The 16,893-nt window shown below is 73.9% G+C and carries 15 protein-coding genes; 5 read left to right on the top strand and 10 right to left on the bottom strand.

Annotated features, from left to right (window positions below):
• Position 1 precedes the first annotated feature (1 nt).
• Positions 2 to 1,930 carry a TIGR03960 family B12-binding radical SAM protein gene (locus ACI79Z_RS10095; RefSeq protein ID WP_456902543.1) on the bottom strand — a complete coding sequence of 643 codons (1,929 nt, stop codon included), beginning with the start codon at positions 1,928 to 1,930 and terminating at the stop codon, positions 2 to 4.
• Between the two features lie 115 nt (positions 1,931 to 2,045).
• On the opposite strand from ACI79Z_RS10095, the gene ACI79Z_RS10090 reads away from it, so the two are divergent.
• Positions 2,046 to 4,532, top strand: coding sequence for a putative bifunctional diguanylate cyclase/phosphodiesterase (locus tag ACI79Z_RS10090; protein WP_456902542.1), 2,487 nt, complete (start codon positions 2,046 to 2,048; stop codon positions 4,530 to 4,532).
• On the opposite strand, the gene ACI79Z_RS10085 is transcribed toward ACI79Z_RS10090, so the two are convergent.
• Genes ACI79Z_RS10085 through ndk form a run of 4 tightly spaced genes read right to left on the bottom strand, consistent with a single transcriptional unit; the run spans position 4,529 to position 7,547 of the window.
• Complete coding sequence (locus ACI79Z_RS10085) at positions 4,529 to 5,362, bottom strand: ABC transporter permease (RefSeq protein ID WP_456902541.1); 834 nt, start codon at positions 5,360 to 5,362, stop codon at positions 4,529 to 4,531. The two genes, ACI79Z_RS10090 and ACI79Z_RS10085, sit on opposite strands and share 4 nt — an antisense overlap.
• Positions 5,359 to 6,135, bottom strand: coding sequence for an ABC transporter permease (locus tag ACI79Z_RS10080; RefSeq protein ID WP_387985408.1), 777 nt, complete (start codon positions 6,133 to 6,135; stop codon positions 5,359 to 5,361). The genes ACI79Z_RS10085 and ACI79Z_RS10080 overlap by 4 nt, the downstream gene beginning before the upstream one ends.
• A 1-nt stretch (position 6,136) precedes the next feature.
• Positions 6,137 to 7,090, bottom strand: a complete 954-nt coding sequence (locus tag ACI79Z_RS10075; protein WP_456902539.1) for an ABC transporter ATP-binding protein — start codon at positions 7,088 to 7,090, stop codon at positions 6,137 to 6,139.
• 43 nt (positions 7,091 to 7,133) lie between these two features.
• Positions 7,134 to 7,547: a nucleoside-diphosphate kinase gene (ndk, locus tag ACI79Z_RS10070; protein WP_106280974.1), complete on the bottom strand. Its 414-nt coding sequence runs from the start codon at positions 7,545 to 7,547 to the stop codon at positions 7,134 to 7,136.
• A 74-nt stretch (positions 7,548 to 7,621) separates the two neighbouring features.
• Here ndk and ACI79Z_RS10065 point away from each other — a divergent pair, with 74 nt between their 5' ends.
• Both ACI79Z_RS10065 and ACI79Z_RS10060 read left to right on the top strand, forming a co-directional pair.
• Positions 7,622 to 7,861, top strand: a complete 240-nt coding sequence (locus ACI79Z_RS10065) for a helix-turn-helix domain-containing protein (protein ID WP_456902538.1) — start codon at positions 7,622 to 7,624, stop codon at positions 7,859 to 7,861.
• A gap of 1 nt (position 7,862) precedes the next feature.
• Positions 7,863 to 8,396: a Clp protease N-terminal domain-containing protein gene (locus tag ACI79Z_RS10060; RefSeq protein WP_456902537.1), complete on the top strand. Its 534-nt coding sequence runs from the start codon at positions 7,863 to 7,865 to the stop codon at positions 8,394 to 8,396.
• 1 nt (position 8,397) lies between these two features.
• Here the strand turns inward: ACI79Z_RS10060 and ACI79Z_RS10055 are convergent, their stop codons facing one another.
• Both ACI79Z_RS10055 and folC read right to left on the bottom strand, forming a co-directional pair.
• On the bottom strand, positions 8,398 to 8,790 hold the full coding sequence (locus tag ACI79Z_RS10055) for a DUF4233 domain-containing protein (RefSeq protein WP_387985420.1): 393 nt from the start codon (positions 8,788 to 8,790) through the stop codon (positions 8,398 to 8,400).
• Positions 8,787 to 10,139, bottom strand: coding sequence for a bifunctional tetrahydrofolate synthase/dihydrofolate synthase (gene folC, locus ACI79Z_RS10050; protein ID WP_387985422.1), 1,353 nt, complete (start codon positions 10,137 to 10,139; stop codon positions 8,787 to 8,789). The genes ACI79Z_RS10055 and folC overlap by 4 nt, the downstream gene beginning before the upstream one ends.
• A 41-nt stretch (positions 10,140 to 10,180) precedes the next feature.
• Here folC and valS point away from each other — a divergent pair, with 41 nt between their 5' ends.
• Both valS and ACI79Z_RS10040 read left to right on the top strand, forming a co-directional pair.
• On the top strand, positions 10,181 to 12,766 hold the full coding sequence (gene valS, locus ACI79Z_RS10045; RefSeq protein WP_456902536.1) for a valine--tRNA ligase: 2,586 nt from the start codon (positions 10,181 to 10,183) through the stop codon (positions 12,764 to 12,766).
• 121 nt (positions 12,767 to 12,887) lie between these two features.
• Complete coding sequence (locus tag ACI79Z_RS10040; protein WP_456902535.1) at positions 12,888 to 13,808, top strand: DUF559 domain-containing protein; 921 nt, start codon at positions 12,888 to 12,890, stop codon at positions 13,806 to 13,808.
• Between the two features lie 63 nt (positions 13,809 to 13,871).
• On the opposite strand, the gene clpX is transcribed toward ACI79Z_RS10040, so the two are convergent.
• The 3 genes from clpX to ACI79Z_RS10025 form a co-directional block, all read right to left on the bottom strand.
• Positions 13,872 to 15,143: an ATP-dependent Clp protease ATP-binding subunit ClpX gene (clpX, locus tag ACI79Z_RS10035; protein ID WP_387985428.1), complete on the bottom strand. Its 1,272-nt coding sequence runs from the start codon at positions 15,141 to 15,143 to the stop codon at positions 13,872 to 13,874.
• A gap of 306 nt (positions 15,144 to 15,449) precedes the next feature.
• Positions 15,450 to 16,079, bottom strand: a complete 630-nt coding sequence (locus ACI79Z_RS10030; RefSeq protein WP_387985431.1) for an ATP-dependent Clp protease proteolytic subunit — start codon at positions 16,077 to 16,079, stop codon at positions 15,450 to 15,452.
• Between the two features lie 20 nt (positions 16,080 to 16,099).
• On the bottom strand, positions 16,100 to 16,735 hold the full coding sequence (locus tag ACI79Z_RS10025) for an ATP-dependent Clp protease proteolytic subunit (protein ID WP_456902534.1): 636 nt from the start codon (positions 16,733 to 16,735) through the stop codon (positions 16,100 to 16,102).
• Between the last annotated feature and the right edge of the window lie 158 nt (positions 16,736 to 16,893).

The raw sequence follows: 16,893 nt of genomic DNA, 5'->3' as shown, positions 1-16,893 counted from the left end.
GTCAGCGGCCGACGACGGTGAGCGGCAGCAGGCTGCGCCCGGTGGGGCCGATCTGGATCTCGGTGCCGTTGGTCGGGCAGACGCCGCAGTCGTAGCAGGGGGTCCAGCGGCAGTCGGCGACCTCCTCCTCCGACAGCGCGTCCTGCCAGTCGTCCCAGAGCCACTCCTTGTCCAGCCCGGAGTCCAGGTGGTCCCAGGGCAGGACCTCGTCCTGGGTGCGCTCGCGGGTGGTGAACCAGTCGAGGTCCACGCCGAGCGGGGTGAGCTCCGCGGCGGCCGCGGCGGTCCAGCGCTCGTAGGAGAAGTGCTCGCTCCAGCCGTCGAACCGGCCGCCCTCGCGCCACACCCGCTCGACGACCCGGCCCACCCGGCGGTCGCCGCGGGACAGCAGGCCCTCGATGACGCCGGGCTTGCCGTCGTGGTAGCGCAGGCCGATGGAGCGGCCGATCCGGCGGTCGGCGTTGATCGCCTGCCGCAGGACCCTCAGGCGGTGGTCGATGGTCTCCGCGCTCGCCTGCCCGGCCCACTGAAACGGCGTGTGCGGCTTGGGCACGAACCCGCCGATGGACACGGTGCAGCGGATGTCCTTGCGGCCGCTGGCCTCGCGGCCCGCCCGGATGACCTCCACGGCGAGCTCGGCGATCTCCAGGACGTCCTCGTCGGTCTCCGTGGGGAGCCCGCACATGAAGTAGAGCTTCACCTGCTGCCAGCCGTTGGCGTAGGCGGTGGTGACCGTGGCGACCAGGTCCTCCTTGGACACGGTCTTGTTGATCACCCGGCGGATCCGCTCGCTGCCGCCCTCGGGCGCGAAGGTCAGCCCCGAGCGGCGGCCGTTGCGGGACAGCTCGTTGGCGAGGGTGACGTTGAAGGCGTCGACGCGGGTGCTCGGCAGCGACAGCCCGGTGTTGGTGCCCTCGTAGCGGTCGGCGAGCTCCTTGGCGACCTGGCCGATCTCGGAGTGGTCGGCGCTGGACAGCGACAGCAGCCCGACCTCCTCGTAGCCGGTCGCGCGCAGGCCCTGGTCGACCATCGAGCCGATGCCGGTGATCGTCCGCTCGCGCACCGGGCGGGTGATCATCCCGGCCTGGCAGAACCGGCAGCCGCGGGTGCAGCCGCGGAAGATCTCGACGCTCATCCGCTCGTGCACGCTCTCGGCCAGCGGCACCAGCGGCGTCTTCGGGTAGGGCCACTCGTCGAGGTCCATGACGGTGCGCTTGCCGACCCGGGCCGGGACGTCGTCGCGGGTGCGGGTCACCGCGGCGATCGCGCCGTCGGGACCGTAGGAGACGGCGTAGAAGCGCGGCACGTACACGCCGTCGACGCGGGACAGCCGGGCCAGCAGCTCCTCGCGGCCGCCGGGGCGGCCCTGCTCCTTCCACGCCTTGACGACATCGGTGACGTCCCCGACGACCTGCTCGCCGTCGCCGAGGACGGCGCAGTCGACGAAGTCGGCGATCGGCTCCGGGTTGAACGCCGCGTGCCCGCCGGCGACGACGACCGGGTGCGTCTCGTCGCGGTCGGCCGCGTGCAGCGGGATCCCGGCGAGGTCGAGGGCCTCGAGCAGGTTCGTGTAGCCCAGCTCGGTGGCGAAGCTGACCCCGAGGACGTCGAAGTCGCGCACCGGGCGGTGGGCGTCGACGGTGAACTGGCCGACGTCGTGCTCGCGCATGAGCGCGGCGAGGTCGGGCCAGACGGCGTAGGTGCGCTCGGCGAGGGCGTCGGGGCGCTCGTTGAGCACCTCGTACAGGATCATGAGGCCCTGGTTGGGCAGCCCCACCTCGTAGGCGTCCGGGTACATCAGCGCCCAGCGCACGGCGACGTCGTCCCAGGCCTTGACCTGCGCGTTCAGCTCACCGCCCACGTACTGGATGGGCTTCTGCACCTGGGCCAGCAGGGGCTCGAGACGGGGGTACAGGCTCTCTCCGCTCATGACCCGTCCAGGGTAGACGGCTCCCCCGCCGTCCCCGGCCCGGTTCTCGACCGGCGGCTCACCGTGATCGCGCCTAAACTGTCGGTGACCAGCAGGACGGCCTCCGAGGAGGAGCATGGTCCCGCCGGCCGGGAGCACCGGTGCACTGCGCGACGCCGACGGCGTCTCCCCGACCCGACCCTCCGGCCGGCTCCCGCACCCGCTGCCCCGGGGCCGGGCGATGTCGCCGCTGCCCCGGGGCCGGGCGATGTCCCTGCTGCCCCGGGGCCGGGCGATGTCGCCGCTGCCCCGGGGCCGGGCGATGTCGCCGCTGCCCCGGGGCCGGGCGATGTCCCTGCTGCCCCGGGGCCGGGCGATGCCGGCGGAGCAGTGGGCCGCCCACCACCTCCTCGTCCTCCGGACGCTGCTGGTGCTGGTCGCCGCGGTCCCGGTCTACGCGCTGGTCCGCGGGAGCGGCGTCGTCCCAGCGGTGCTGCACACCGCACCCCTGGCCCTGCTGACCGCGCTGGCCTGGGCCCCGGGGCTGGGCCGCAACACCCGCGCCGCGGCCGCCGCCCTCGGGCTGATGGCCGCCGCCGCCCTGGGCGTGTGGCTGTCCGACGGCGCCACCGAGGCGCACTTCCTGTTCTTCGCCCTGCTCCCGCTCGCCGCCCTCTACGCCGCGCGGGCGCCGTTCCTGCTCGCGGTCGGTTTCGTGGCCCTCCACCACCTGGTGCTGGGCACGCTGTGGCCGCACGCGGTGTTCGCGCACTCCGTCCCGGCGCTGCCGATGGCCGCCCTGCACGCGGCGTTCGTGCTGCTGGAGAGCTGGGCGTGCCTGGCGGCCTGGCGGCGCTTCGACGACCGGCGCGAGCGCGTCGAGCAGCTGGTCGCCGAGCGCACCGCCGAGCTGCGCGCCCAGCGCGACGAGCTGGCCCGGCTGGCCGCCGTCGTCCAGACCACCGACGACGCCGTCGTGACGACGACCCCCGACGGCCGGATCACCAGCTGGAACCCGGGCGCGGAGCGGCTCTACGGCTGGACCGCCGCGGAGGCCCTCGGCCGGCACGTGTCGATGCTGTCCGCGGGCGCCCCGCTGCCCGCGGACCTGACCCGGCTGCCGCCCGGCAGCCACGAGCGGCGGCACCGCCGGGAGGACGGCTCGGTCTTCGACGCCCTGGTCACCTCCTCCCTCATCCGCGACGAGGACGGCACCCCGACCGGCGTCGCCGGGATCACCCGGGACATCACCGGCCGCAAGCGCGAGGAGGCCGAGGCCCGCGCCGCCGCCCGCCAGCTCGAGCAGCAGGCCGGCGAGCTGGCCCGGATGGCGCTGCACGACCCGCTCACGGGCCTGGCGAACCGGGCGCTCCTGCAGGACCGGCTCGAGCACGCCCTCGCCGACCGCCGCGCCCGCCGGCACGCGGTCCTGCTGCTCGACCTCGACGACTTCAAGGCGGTCAACGACGACTGCGGGCACGAGGCGGGCGACGCCGTCCTGACCGCCGTCGCCCGGCGGCTGGAGTCGCACGTGCGGCCGGCCGACACCGTCGCCCGCCTCGGCGGCGACGAGTTCGTCGTGCTCATGGAGGACGTCGAGGGCCGCTGCGACGTCCTGGCCGTGGCCGATCGGCTGCTGCGAGCGCTGCGCGAGCCCGTGGCCTGGGGCGACGAGCGGTTCACCGTGGGCGGCAGCGTCGGGGTCACGCTCACCGACGCCGGCGACCGGCGCGGCATGGACGACCTGCTCCGCGACGCCGACCTCGCGATGTACGTGGCCAAGTCCGGCGGCAAGGACCGGGTGCGGGTGTTCGAGCACGGCATGCGCGAGGAGGTCGCCGCGCAGGACGAGCTGGTCCGCGACCTGCGCGCCGCCGTCGACTCCGGCGAGCTGCGGGTGCTCTACCAGCCGCAGGTGGACCTGCGCAGCGGCGCGGTCACCGGCGTGGAGGCGCTGGCCCGCTGGCAGTCGCGCACCCGCGGGCTGGTGGAGCCGGCCGGCTTCATCCCGGTCGCCGAGGCCACCGGCGTCATCGACGCGATCGACGACTGGGTGATCGGCCGGGCCTGTGCCCAGCTGCGCGCGTGGGACGACGCCGGCCTGCCCCCGCTGCGGGTGGCGGTCAACGTCTCCCCGCGCCGGCTGGCCACCGGCGGCCTCGCCGTCAGCATCGCCGCGGCCGCCCGGGACGCGGGCGTGGACCCCGGGCGGCTGGAGATCGAGGTCCCCGAGGCCGTCGCCGCCGGCCCCGACGCCGCGGCCGGGATCCGCGAGGTGCGGGCGCTGGGCGTGCACGTGGCCATCGACGACTTCGGGACCGGCGCGTCGTCGCTGTCCCGGCTGCAGGACCTGCCGCTGGACCGGCTGAAGATCGACCCCTCGTCGGTGGCGCCGCTGGCCGCCGGCGCCGCCGCCGGCTCGGTCGCCGACGCCGTCATCGCGCTGGGCAACAGCCTGGGCCTGCAGGTGGTGGCCGAGGGGGTCGAGCAGCCCGCCCAGCTGGCGGCACTCCGGTCGCTGGGCTGCGACACCGCCCAGGGCCACCTGTTCGGCTCCCCGGTGCCGGCCGACACCGTCGAGCGGCTGGTCCGCGCCGGCCGCCCCCTGCCGGGTGCCGCCTAACGGAGCAGCAGCCGCCCCAGGCGGCGGGCGCCCACCGCGAGGCCCGCCACGCCCAGCACCGCGAGGTAGGCGACCGAGACCAGCAGCCCCCACCGGACGTCGCCGGTCACCAGCCCGCGGACGAGCTCGATGCCGTGGTAGAGCGGCGTGCACTCGACGACGACCTGCAGCGGCCGCGGGTAGGTCGACAGCGGGTAGAAGGTCGTGGAGAACAGGAACAGCGGCAGGATCACCACCTGCACGAACTCGAAGTCCTGCCAGCCGCGGAGGAAGGTGCTCGCGGCCAGCCCGACGGCGGCGAAGGCGAAGCCGATGAGCACCGCCGCGGGCAGGGCGAGCAGCGCCCACCACGAGCCGACCAGCCCCATCGCGAGCATGACCAGCAGGAACGCCGCGGAGTAGACGGCCCCGCGCAGCAGCGCCCACACCGTCTCCCCCACCGCGGCGTCGGCGGCCGAGACCGGCGTGGCGAGGACGGCGTCGTAGAGCTTGGCGTAGCGCAGCTTGAAGAACAGGTTGAAGACGGCGTCGTAGATGGCGCCGTTCATCGCGGCCGACGCGAGCAGCGCCGGGGCGACGAACTCCTGGTAGGTCAGCGCGGTGCCGGTGTCGGTGACGACGTCGCCGACCAGCCCGCCGATGCCGACGCCGATGGAGAACAGGTAGAAGAACGGCTCGGCGAACCCGGAGACGAACACCAGCCAGCTGCGCCGGGCCACCAGCAGGTTCCGGTACACCAGCTGCCCGGCCCGCCGCGCGGACAGCGGGTACAGCGGCACGATCCGCAGCAGCAGCGACGCCGGGCGCACCGGCGCGGGGACGCCGGTCACCGGACCAGCCGCCGCTGCAGCGCCCGGGCGGCCAGCCACGTGCCGGCGGCGACCCACAGCGCCAGGTAGCCGACGTGCAGCAGCGCGGACCCCGCCCCCGCCGTCCCGAGGGCGAGGTCGCGGGCCAGCGCGACGCCGTGCCACAGCGGGGTGGCGTAGGCGAACCACTCCAGCGCCGCCGGCAGCTGCGTCACCGGGAAGAACGTCCCGCTGAACAGGAACATCGGCACGATGAGGAACCGCTGCAGCGCGGCGAAGGCGGCGTCCTCCTCCAGCCGGGCGGCCATGGCCGTCACCGGCGCGGCGAAGGCCAGGCCGGTGAGCAGCGCGACCGGCAGCGCGAGCACCACCAGCGGGCTCTCCGCGGCGCCGAACAGCACGAGGACGACGAGGAACGCCGCGGCCGACGTCGTGACGCGGAAGGCGACGTAGAGCAGGTGGCCGGTGAGGACGTCGGCCGGGCGGGCGGGGGTGGCGAGCACCGCCTCGTAGAGCCGGTCCCACTTGAGCGCCCCGAGCACCGGGTAGGTCGACTCGCCCGTCGCCGTCTGCATCGCCGCGGCCACCAGCAGGCCCGGGGCGAGGAAGGCCAGGTAGCCCACCCCGCCCGGGACGCCGGGCCCGCGGTCGACGAGGGTGCCGAGCGTCAGGCCCATCGCGGCGAGGAACAGCACCGGCTCCAGCACGCTGCCGATCGCGCTGCTGCGCCAGAAGTGCCGGTGCGCGGTCAGCCGCTGGGCCAGGAAGGAGCGGGCGGCCGGGGACGGGACCACGTCAGTCGACCAGCGTCCGGCCGGTCAGCCGCAGGAAGACGTCCTCCAGCGAGCTGCGCCGGACCAGCGACGACAGCGGCCGCAGCCCGAGCGCGAGCACCTCGCTCAGCGCGGCGTCGCCGTCGGCGGTGTAGAGCAGCAGCCGGTCGGGCAGCACCTCGACCCGCTCGACGGCGCCGCGGGAGAGCAGCGGCGTCAGCGCGTCGGCGTGCGCGGCCGGCCCGCCGCCGCCCTCGGTCAGCGGGAAGCGCAGCTCGCACACCTCGCGGGTGGACCAGGTGGCGATCAGCTGCGCCGGCGAGCCCTCGGCGGCGATCCGCCCGCGGTCCATGACCACCAGCCGGTCGCACAGCTGCTCGGCCTCGTCCATGTAGTGGGTGGTGAGGACGAGGGTGACCCCGCGCTGCTTGAGCCGGTACAGCCGCTCCCAGAGCACGTGCCGGGCCTGCGGGTCCAGCCCGGTGGTGGGCTCGTCGAGCAGCACGACGTCGGGGTCGTTGACCAGTGCGCGGGCGATGGTGACCCGCCGCTTCATCCCGCCCGACAGCGGCTCGACCCGGTCCCGCGCCCGGTCGCTGAGCTGCACGAAGTCCAGCAGCTCCGCCGTGCGCTCCCGCACGACGGCCCGCGGCAGCCCGAAGTACCGGCCGTAGACCAGCAGGTTCTCCTCGACGGTGAGCTCGAGGTCGAGGTTGTCGGTCTGGGGGACGACGCCGAGGCGGGCGCGGATCGCCGGGCCGTCGACGGCGGGGTCCATGCCGAGGATCCGCAGCTCCCCCGCCGTCGGCGGCGACACCGCCCCGACCATGCGCATGGTCGTGCTCTTGCCGGCGCCGTTGGGCCCGAGGAAGCCGAAGGCCTCCCCGGGCGCGATGTCGACGTCGATGCCGTCGACGGCGGTGTGACCGCCGAAGCGCTTCACCAGGCCCCGGGCCCGGACCAGCGACTCCACCATGTCCCCCATGCTGACCCCGGCCCCGGGGGCCGGGTCGAGCCGACTACGCCGCGAGGTCCGGGAAGAACAGGCCGATCTCGCGGGCGGCGGACTCGGCGGAGTCCGAGCCGTGCACGATGTTCGACTGCACCTCGAGGGCGAAGTCGCCGCGGATGGTGCCGGGGGCGGCCTTGACCGGGTCCGTGGCGCCGGCCAGCGCGCGGAACGCCTCGACCGCGCGCGGCCCCTCGACGACGAGGGCGAGCAGCGGGCCGCCGGTGATGAACTCGACGAGCGAGCCGAAGAAGGGCTTCTCGCGGTGTTCGCCGTAGTGCTCCTCGGCGACCTCACGGGTCAGGGTGCGCAGCTCGGCGGCGACCAGGCGCAGGCCCTTGGCCTCCAGCCGCGAGACGACCTCTCCGACCAGGCCGCGGGCGACGCCGTCGGGCTTGACGAGGACCAGGGTGCGATCAGTCACGGGACGGCAGCCTACGGGTCGCCGTCCGTCAACTGTGGTTGACATCCCCGCGGGTGTCAACCACAGTTGACACCGTGACCGGCCGGACCGCGGACGAGACGCTCACCGCCGCCACCAGCGACGACCCCGCCGTCGGCCTGCGCGGGGTCCGCGCCCTGCGGGAGCTGGCCGACCGGCTCGAGGGGTTGCAGGTCGCCGCCGCCCGCCGGCGGGGCTGGTCCTGGCAGCAGGTCGCCGACGCGCTCGGCGTCACGCGCCAGGCGGTGCACAAGAAGCACGCCCGGTCGTCCGGGGCGACGTGGAGGGAGTCCTGAGGTGTTCGAACGGTTCGCCGCCGAGGCACGCACGGTCGTGGTCCTGGCGCAGGAGGAGGCCCGCTCCGCCGGGTCGGACGGCGTCGACCCGGTGCACCTGCTGGTCGCCCTCGCCGCCGCGCCCGGCCCGGCCGGCCCGCTGCTGGCCGCCGCGGGCGTGCACGTGACCGACCTCCGCGCCGGCCTGCCCTCCTCCGGGGGCGGTGCGCTCGACGCGGAGGCGCTGGCCGCGCTCGGCATCGACCTGGACCGGGTGCGGGCGGCCGCCGAGGCGGCGTTCGGCCCCGGCGCGCTGGACCGCGGGTCCCCCGGCCGCCGGAGGGGGCACCTGCGCTTCGCCTCCGGCAGCAGGGAGGCGCTCAAGGAGGCGCTGCGCGCGGCGATCGCGCGCGGCGACCGGGTCATCGACGGCCGGCACCTGCTCGCCGGGGTGCTCGAGGTCGGCGACCCCGCGGTGTCCGCGGCGCTGGCCCGCGCCGGCGCCGACGTCGCCGGCCTGCGCCGCCGCCTGGCGGGCGAGGCCGACGCGGCCTGACTCAGGCGGGCGGCGCGTCGTCCCCGGAGGGAGCGGCCGGCTCGCGGAACGGCGCGCCGAGCAGCTCCTTGCGGATCTGCAGCAGGTACAGCCAGATCAGCAGGAACACGCCGCCGACGAACCACATCGACGAGTCGATGAGCCCGGTGAGCAGCAGCGGGACCTGCAGCGCGGTGCCGATCTCCAGGCCGCGCGGCCGCCGCTGGACGCCGCTGGCCAGCACGAGGACGACGGCGAGCACGAGCAGGACCGTCAGCCGGGTGGCGCCGAGGCCGGCCTCGGTCTGCGCGATCGCCCGCGGGACGAACAGCACCGCGATGCCCTCGAGCAGCAGCACGGCGGCGGCCGCCCCGCGCAGCGCCCTCGCGGCCCGGACCGGGTCCGGCGCCGTCACGGCCGGCCGCCCAGGACCGTGCGGGCCTCGCCGGCGGTGACCACGCTGCCGGTGACCAGCACGCCGGAGCCGCCGAGGGCGTCGTCGGGACCGGCCTCGGCCAGCTCGATCGCCTCGGTGAGCGCCTCGGGCAGCCGCGGGGAGACGCTCACCCGGTCGGCGCCGAACACGTCGACGGCGAGCGCGCCGAGCTCGTCGGCCGGCACCGCCCGCGGCGAGCTGTTCTGCGTCACCACCAGCTCCGCGCAGACGGTCTCCAGCTCGCGCAGCATGCCCTCGACGTCCTTGCCGCGCACCGCGCCGACCACCCCGACCAGCCGGGTGAAGTCGAAGGACTCCCGGATCGCCTCGACGGTCGCGGCCATCCCGGCGGGGTTGTGCGCGGCGTCGACCAGCACCGTCGGGCTGGTGCGCACCCGCTCGAGGCGGCCGGGCGAGCGGACGGCGGCGAAGGCCGCGCGCACCGTCTCGACGTCGACGGTCCCGGTGGCCGCGCCGGCGCCGAGGAACGCCTCGACCGCGGCCAGCGCGGTGGCCGCGTTCTGCGCCTGGTGCGCGCCGAACAGCGGGAGGTAGACGTCGTCGTACTCCCCGCCCAGGCCCTGCAACCGCAGCTGCTGCCCGCCGACGGCGACCCGCCGGTCCAGCACGCCGAACTCGGTGCCCTCGCGCGCCACCACGGCCTCGACCTCGACCGCGCGACGGACCAGCGCGTCCAGCGCCCCGGGCTGCTGGTGGGCGAGGACGGCGATCGCGTCGGCCTTGATGATCCCGGCCTTCTCGCCGGCGATGGTGGCGACGTCGGGACCGAGGTACTCGGCGTGGTCCAGCGCCACCGGCGTGACGACGGCGACCCGCGCGTCGACGACGTTCGTGGCGTCCCACGTGCCGCCCATGCCGACCTCGACGACCGCGACGTCGACCGGCGCCTCGGCGAACAGCGCGTACGCCATGCCGACCACGACCTCGAAGAAGCTCATCGGGTGCTCGCCGGCGGCGTCGACCATCTGCACGTAGGGCGCGATGTCGTCGTACGTCTCCACGAACCGCTCGGCGCTCACCGGCTCGCCGTCGAGCACGATCCGCTCGCGCACCGACTGCAGGTGCGGGCTGGTGAACCGGCCCACGCGCAGGCCGAAGCCGCGCAGCAGCTCGTCGACCATCCGCGACGTCGTCGTCTTGCCGTTGGTGCCGGCGACGTGCACGACCGGGTAGGCCCGGTGCGGGCTGCCCAGCAGGTCCACCAGGGCGGCGATGCGGCCCAGCGAGGGCTCCAGCCGGGTCTCCGGCCAGCGGGCCAGCAGCTCCTTCTCGACGCGGGCCAGCTCGGCCTCGGGACTGCTGCTCATCCTCCCCAGGATGCCAGTCGCGCACTTCCTAGGATGGGGGCATGGTCGCCGATCCCCTCACCCCGGTCAGCACCACCCCGGGAGCCGGGGCCGGGGTACCCGAGAAGCCGAGCCTCGACGGACTCGAGGACACCTGGGTCGCCCGCTGGGCCGAGCAGGACACCTACGCCTTCGACCGCGCCGCCGCCCTCGCCGCGCCGCGCGAGCAGGTGTACTCGATCGACACCCCGCCGCCGACCGCCAGCGGGTCGCTGCACGTGGGGCACGTGTTCAGCTACACCCACACCGACATCGTCGCCCGCTACCAGCGCATGCGCGGCAAGCACGTCTTCTACCCGATGGGCTGGGACGACAACGGGCTGCCGACCGAGCGGCGGGTGCAGAACTACTACGGCGTCCGCTGCGACCCCTCGCTCCCCTACGACCCGGGCTTCGAGCCGCCGGCCAAGCCGGGCAAGGACCAGGTGCCGATCAGCCGGCGCAACTTCGTCGAGCTGTGCATGCAGCTGACGGAGGAGGACGAGCGCGCCTACGAGCAGCTGTGGCGCCGGGTCGGGCTGTCGGTGGACTGGTCGAACGTCTACCGGACCATCTCGGAGACCTCGCGGGCCACCGCGCAGCGGATGTTCCTGCACAACCTGGCCCGCGGTGAGGCCTACGCCCAGGAGGCGCCGACCCTCTGGGACGTCAGCTTCCGCACCGCCGTGGCGCAGGCCGAGCTCGAGGACCGCGAGCGCCCCGGCGCCTACCACCGGATCTCGTTCCACTCCGCCGACGGCCCGGTGTTCATCGAGACCACCCGGCCGGAGCTGCTGCCCGCCTGCGTCGCGCTGGTCGCCCACCCCGACGACGAGCGCTACCGGCAGCTGTTCGGCACGACGGTGCGCACGCCGCTGTTCGACGTCGAGGTGCCGGTGGTCGCCCACCGCCTGGCCGAGCCGGACAAGGGCTCGGGCATCGCGATGATCTGCACCTTCGGCGACCTCAACGACGTCACCTGGTGGCGCGAGCTGCAGCTGCCCACCCGCGCGGTGGTCGGCTGGGACGGCCGCTTCGTCGCCGACGCCCCGGACGGCGTCCCCGCCGGCGTCTACGCCGAGCTCGCCGGGAAGACGCCGTTCAGCGCCCAGCAGCGGATCGTGGAGATGCTGCGCGAGTCCGGCGACCTGCAGGGGGAGCCGAAGGCGATCACCCACCCGGTCAAGTTCTTCGAGAAGGGCGACCGGCCGCTGGAGATCGTCACCACGCGGCAGTGGTACATCCGCAACGGCGGGCGGGACGCCTCGCTCCGGGACGCCCTCGTCGCCCGCGGGCGGGAGATCCAGTGGGTGCCCGAGCACATGCGGCACCGCTACGAGAACTGGGTCGAGGGCCTCAACGGCGACTGGCTGATCAGCCGGCAACGGTTCTTCGGCGTCCCGTTCCCGGTCTGGTACCGGCTCGACCCCTCCGGCGACCCCGTCTACGACGAGCCGATCCTGGCCGACGAGGCGTCGCTGCCGGTCGACCCCTCCTCGGACGTGCCGCCGGGCTTCGACGAGTCGCAGCGCGGCGTCCCCGGCGGCTTCATGGCCGACCCCGACGTCATGGACACCTGGGCGACGTCGTCGCTGTCGCCGCAGGTGGCCTCGGGCTGGGACACCGACCCGGAGCTGTTCGCGCACGTCTTCCCGATGGACCAGCGGCCCCAGGCGCACGACATCATCCGCACCTGGCTGTTCTCCACCGTCGTCCGCTCGCACTTCGAGTTCGGCGCGGTGCCGTGGACGCACGCCACCATCTCCGGGTTCGTCGTCGACCCCGACCGCAAGAAGATGTCCAAGTCGAAGGGCAACGTCGTCACGCCGATCGACGTGCTCGAGCGCTACGGCACCGACGCCGTCCGCTGGCGCGCCGCCGGCGCCCGGCCGGGCGCGGACTCGCCGTTCGACGAGGCGCAGATGAAGGTCGGTCGCCGGCTGGCCATGAAGATCCTCAACGTCGGCAAGTTCGTGCTGGGTCTCGGTGTCACCGCCGACCTCTCCGCCGGGCAGGTCACCGAGCCGATCGACCTCGGGCTGCTGCGCCGGCTGGCCGACGTCGTCGACGAGGCGACCGCGGCGATGGAGGCCTACAACTACACCCGGGCGCTGGAGGTGGCCGAGGCGTTCTTCTGGTCGTTCTGCGACGACTACGTGGAGCTGGTGAAGTCCCGCGCCTACGGCTCGGACGACGCCGCCCGCTCCGCCCAGGCCACGCTGGCCCTCGCGCTGTCGGTGCAGCTGCGGCTGTTCGCGCCGGTGCTGCCGTTCGTCACCGAGGAGGTCTGGTCCTGGTGGCAGGCCGGCTCGGTGCACCGGGCGGCGTGGCCGGCCGCCGACGAGCTGCCCGGCGGCGGCGACCCGGCGGTCGTCGAGGTGGCCGCCGAGGCGCTGGCCGCGGTGCGCAAGGCCAAGTCGGAGGCCAAGCAGTCGATGCGGGCCGACGTCGAGTCCGCGACGGTGACCGCGCCGGAGGCGCAGGTGCCGCAGGTGGAGGCCGCGCGGGACGACCTGGTGTCGGCCGGGCGGATCGCCTCGCTGACCGTCGTCGCCGGCGAGGGCCCGCTGACCGTCGACGTCGTCCTCGCCGCCCCCGCGGAGGGGTGACCTCCAACCCTGTACCGCGGTGGCCCAGGATCGCGCCGGTCCTGGGCCACCGCGGTTCAGAGGTCGGGATGTCCACAGGGCTCCGGCGGCGGAGCACCCGCCTGGGCCAGGCTCCCGGCCCGTGCACGAACTCGCCGCCCTCCTCCCCCACGGCGCCGCCCGCCGCGACCGTGTCACCCTCGCCACGAGCTCCAGCAGCGTCAGCCGGTGGCTGACCCGCGGTGACGTCGTCCTGCTGCACCCCGGCGTTCTGGCCCTCGCCGACCGGGTGGACGAGTGGCCGGTCCGGGCTCTCGCCGCGGTGCTGTGGACCCGTGGGCCGCTGAGCCACCTGTCGGCCTTGGGCCTCCACGGTCTGGCGCCGGCGCGTACCGGGCCGGTGCACGTCACGGTGCCGGCCGACCGCTGGCCCCGCGGATCCGCAGGCGTCGTCGCCCACCGGACGACGCTGCCGATGCGCCCCGTCCGGGTGTCCGGCCTGCCCGTGCTCGGCGCCGCCCGCAGCCTCGTCGACGCCTGGAGCTGGGCCGCCAGCCCGCGCCGCAACCCGCTGGCCGCCGTCGACGCCCCGCTCGTGCGGCAGGCAGTGATCGAGGCGGTCCGCACCCGGGCGGTCGACGTCGAGGACCTGCGGGAGGAGTCCGCCGGCCAGCAGGTGCATGCCGGCCGGGTGGAGCTGACCGACCTGCTCGGACTCGTCGCGGGCGGGTGTCAGAGCGAGCTCGAGGTCTTCGGCGTCCTGCGCGTCCTCCGCGCACCGGGCATCCCGCCGTTCGTACAGCAGCACCGGATCACGCTCACCGGGGGCCGCACCGTCCACCTCGACGCGGCCTGGCCCGGGCTCCGGGTGGCCGTCGAGCTCGACGGCGCCGCCTTCCACGGCAGCCGCACGCAACGGGAGCGCGACCTGCGCCGCGACACGGCCCTGGCAGCGCTCGGCTGGGTCGTGCTCCGCTTCAGCTACCGGCGGCTGACCACGGACCCGGACGGCTGCCGGCGCGAGATCGAGGCCGTCCTGCGACGGCGCCGCACGGAGCTCTGAACGCCGGTGGCCCAGGACCACGCGGGTCCTGGGCCACCGGGGTACAGCGGTGTCAGCGCAGCGTTACGCGCTCTTCTCGCGGCGCTCGCGGGTGGGCTTGCGCGGCACGATCGTCGGGTTGACGTGCTCCAGCACGACCTCCTTGGTGATCACCACGGAGGCGACGTCCTCGCGGCTGGGCACCTCGTACATCACCGACTGCAGCACCTCCTCCATGATCGCCCGGAGCCCGCGGGCGCCGGTGCCGCGGAGGATGGCCTGGTCGGCGATCGCCTCGAGGGCGTCGTCGGTGAACTCCAGCTCCACGCCGTCGAGCTCGAACAGCCGCCGGTACTGGCGCACCAGCGCGTTCTTCGGCTCGGTGAGGATCTGGATCAGCGCATCCCGGTCGAGGGCCTGCACGCTGGTGATCACCGGGAGCCGGCCGATGAACTCGGGGATCATGCCGAACTTCAGCAGGTCCTCGGGCATGACCTCGGCGAAGGCGTTGGCCTCCTCGATCTCCTTCTTGCCGCGGATCTCCGCGCCGAAGCCGATGCCCTGCTTGCCGACCCGCTGCTCGATGACCTTCTCCAGGCCGGCGAAGGCACCGCCCACGATGAACAGCACGTTCGTCGTGTCGATCTGGATGAACTCCTGGTGCGGGTGCTTGCGGCCGCCCTGCGGGGGCACCGACGCCGTCGTCCCCTCGAGGATCTTCAGCAGCGCCTGCTGCACGCCCTCGCCGGAGACGTCGCGGGTGATCGACGGGTTCTCGCTCTTGCGGGCGATCTTGTCGACCTCGTCGATGTAGATGATCCCGGTCTCGGCGCGCTTGACGTCGTAGTCCGCGGCCTGGATCAGCTTGAGCAGGATGTTCTCGACGTCCTCGCCGACGTAGCCGGCCTCGGTCAGCGCCGTGGCGTCGGCGATCGCGAACGGGACGTTGAGCATCCGGGCCAGCGTCTGCGCCAGGTGCGTCTTGCCGCACCCGGTCGGGCCCATCAGCAGGATGTTGGACTTGGCGAGCTCGACCGAGTCGTCCCGGGAGCGCTCACCACCGGCCTGCACCCGCTTGTAGTGGTTGTAGACGGCGACGGCGAGGGTGCGCTTGGCCTTCTCCTGGCCGATGACGTACTGCTCGAGGAAGTCGTGGATCTCGCGGGGCTTCGGCAGCTCGTCGAACTTCAGGTCCGACGACTCCGAGAGCTCCTCCTCGATGATCTCGTTGCAGAGGTCGATGCACTCGTCGCAGATGTAGACGCCGGGGCCCGCGATGAGCTTCTTGACCTGCTTCTGGCTCTTCCCGCAGAACGAGCACTTGAGCAGGTCACCGCTCTCACCGATTCGTGCCACCTGCTGACCTCCACCTCAGGGGGTTTGCAGGTCCCGGGGATGCGGACCTGCGGATCGTGTGTCGCTTGCTGCCCGTGCTCGGCCCCGCGGGAGCGGGTGCCGCGAGAGTGACCTCCCGGCGCTGCCGGCCGGGGATCGGACGCTCGCCGACGGTACCTGCCGCCGCCGACGCCGCGGGGGTTCGACGCCCCGGTGCGCCGGGGGCGTCCGACTCGCGCGTCACTCCCGGCACTGCACCTCGAACGGTACGGGTCGAGTGCGCGACACGCGATGACTCGACCCGTACCGATCGGGCGATCACGGCGATCAGACCGGCAGCGCGTTGAGCTTGCGGCTCTGGATGACCTGGTCGACGATCCCGTACTCCTTGGCCTCGGGGGCCGTCAGGATCTTGTCGCGGTCGATGTCGGCGCGGACCTGCTCCACCGAGCGGCCGGTGTGGCGGGCCAGGATCTCCTCCATCTGGGCCCGCACCCGCGCGATCTCGGCGGCGTGGATCTCGAGGTCCGAGACCTGGCCGCCGGCCTCGCCGGAGGGCTGGTGGATCAGCACGCGCGAGTACGGCAGCGCCAGCCGCTTGCCCGGGGTGCCGGCCGCGAGCAGGACGGCGGCGGCCGAGGCGGCCTGGCCCATGCACACGGTCTGGATGTCCGGGCGGACGAACATCATCGTGTCGTAGATGGCCATCAGCGACGTGAACGAGCCACCGGGCGAGTTGATGTAGATCGTGATGTCGCGGTCGGGGTCGGCCGACTCCAGCGTGATCAGCTGGGCCATCACGTCGTTGGCCGACGCGTCGTCGATCTGCACCCCGAGGAAGATGATCCGCTCCTCGAAGAGCTTGTTGTACGGGTTGCTCTCCTTCATGCCGTAGCTGGTCCGCTCCACGAAGGAGGGCAGCACGTACCGGCTGGAGGGCAGCTGGAAGTCGCTCATCGTCTGTCAGTCCTCGCTGCTCAGTTGTCGGAGACCGGGTTGGCGCTGTCGGTCATCGCGGCGCGGCTGACGACGTGGTCGACGAAGCCGTACTCGAGGGCCTCCTGCGCGGTGAACCAGCGGTCGCGGTCGGAGTCCCGCTCGATCTGCTCGATGGACTGGCCGGTGTGGAACGCCTGCAGCTCGTTGAGCTCGCGCTTGGTGCGGCGGAACAGGTCGGCCTGGATGGCGATGTCCGCGGCGGTGCCACCGACGCCCGCCGAGGGCTGGTGCATCATGATCCGCGCGTGCGGCAGGGCGTAGCGCTTGCCCTTGGTGCCCGCGGTCAGCAGGAACTGGCCCATCGAGGCGGCCAGGCCCATGCCGTAGGTGGCGACGTCGCAGTCGATGAACTGCATCGTGTCGTAGATGGCCATGCCGGCGCTGACCGAGCCGCCCGGCGAGTTGATGTACAGGTGGATGTCCTGCTTGGGGTCCTCGGCGGACAGCAGCAGCATCTGCGCGGCCAGCTGGTTGGCGATGACGTCGTCGACCTGGGTGCCCAGGAAGATGATGCGCTCGCGCAGCAGGCGCTCGTAGACCGAGTCGTTGAGGTTCATCCCCCCGGCGGCACCCCGCATCAGCGGGCTGTACGCCGGGTTCGGGTCGGTGCTCACGGGTGGTGTGACCTCCGTTGGCGGTGGATCGAGTCGGTCTCGGTGGGCGGGAGGCGGGGCCGGCGGCCCTGGCGGGCCGTACCCCCGGCGTCCGCCCCGAGTCACGTCGACCCTAACGCGCACCCCCGGGCCCGGAGTCCCGGCGCGGGGGCCTGTTC

Source organism: Geodermatophilus sp. SYSU D00663 (assembly GCF_054050655.1).
The sequence above is the reverse complement of the archived record's forward strand: the minus strand, read 5'-3'. Positions and strand labels throughout refer to the sequence as shown.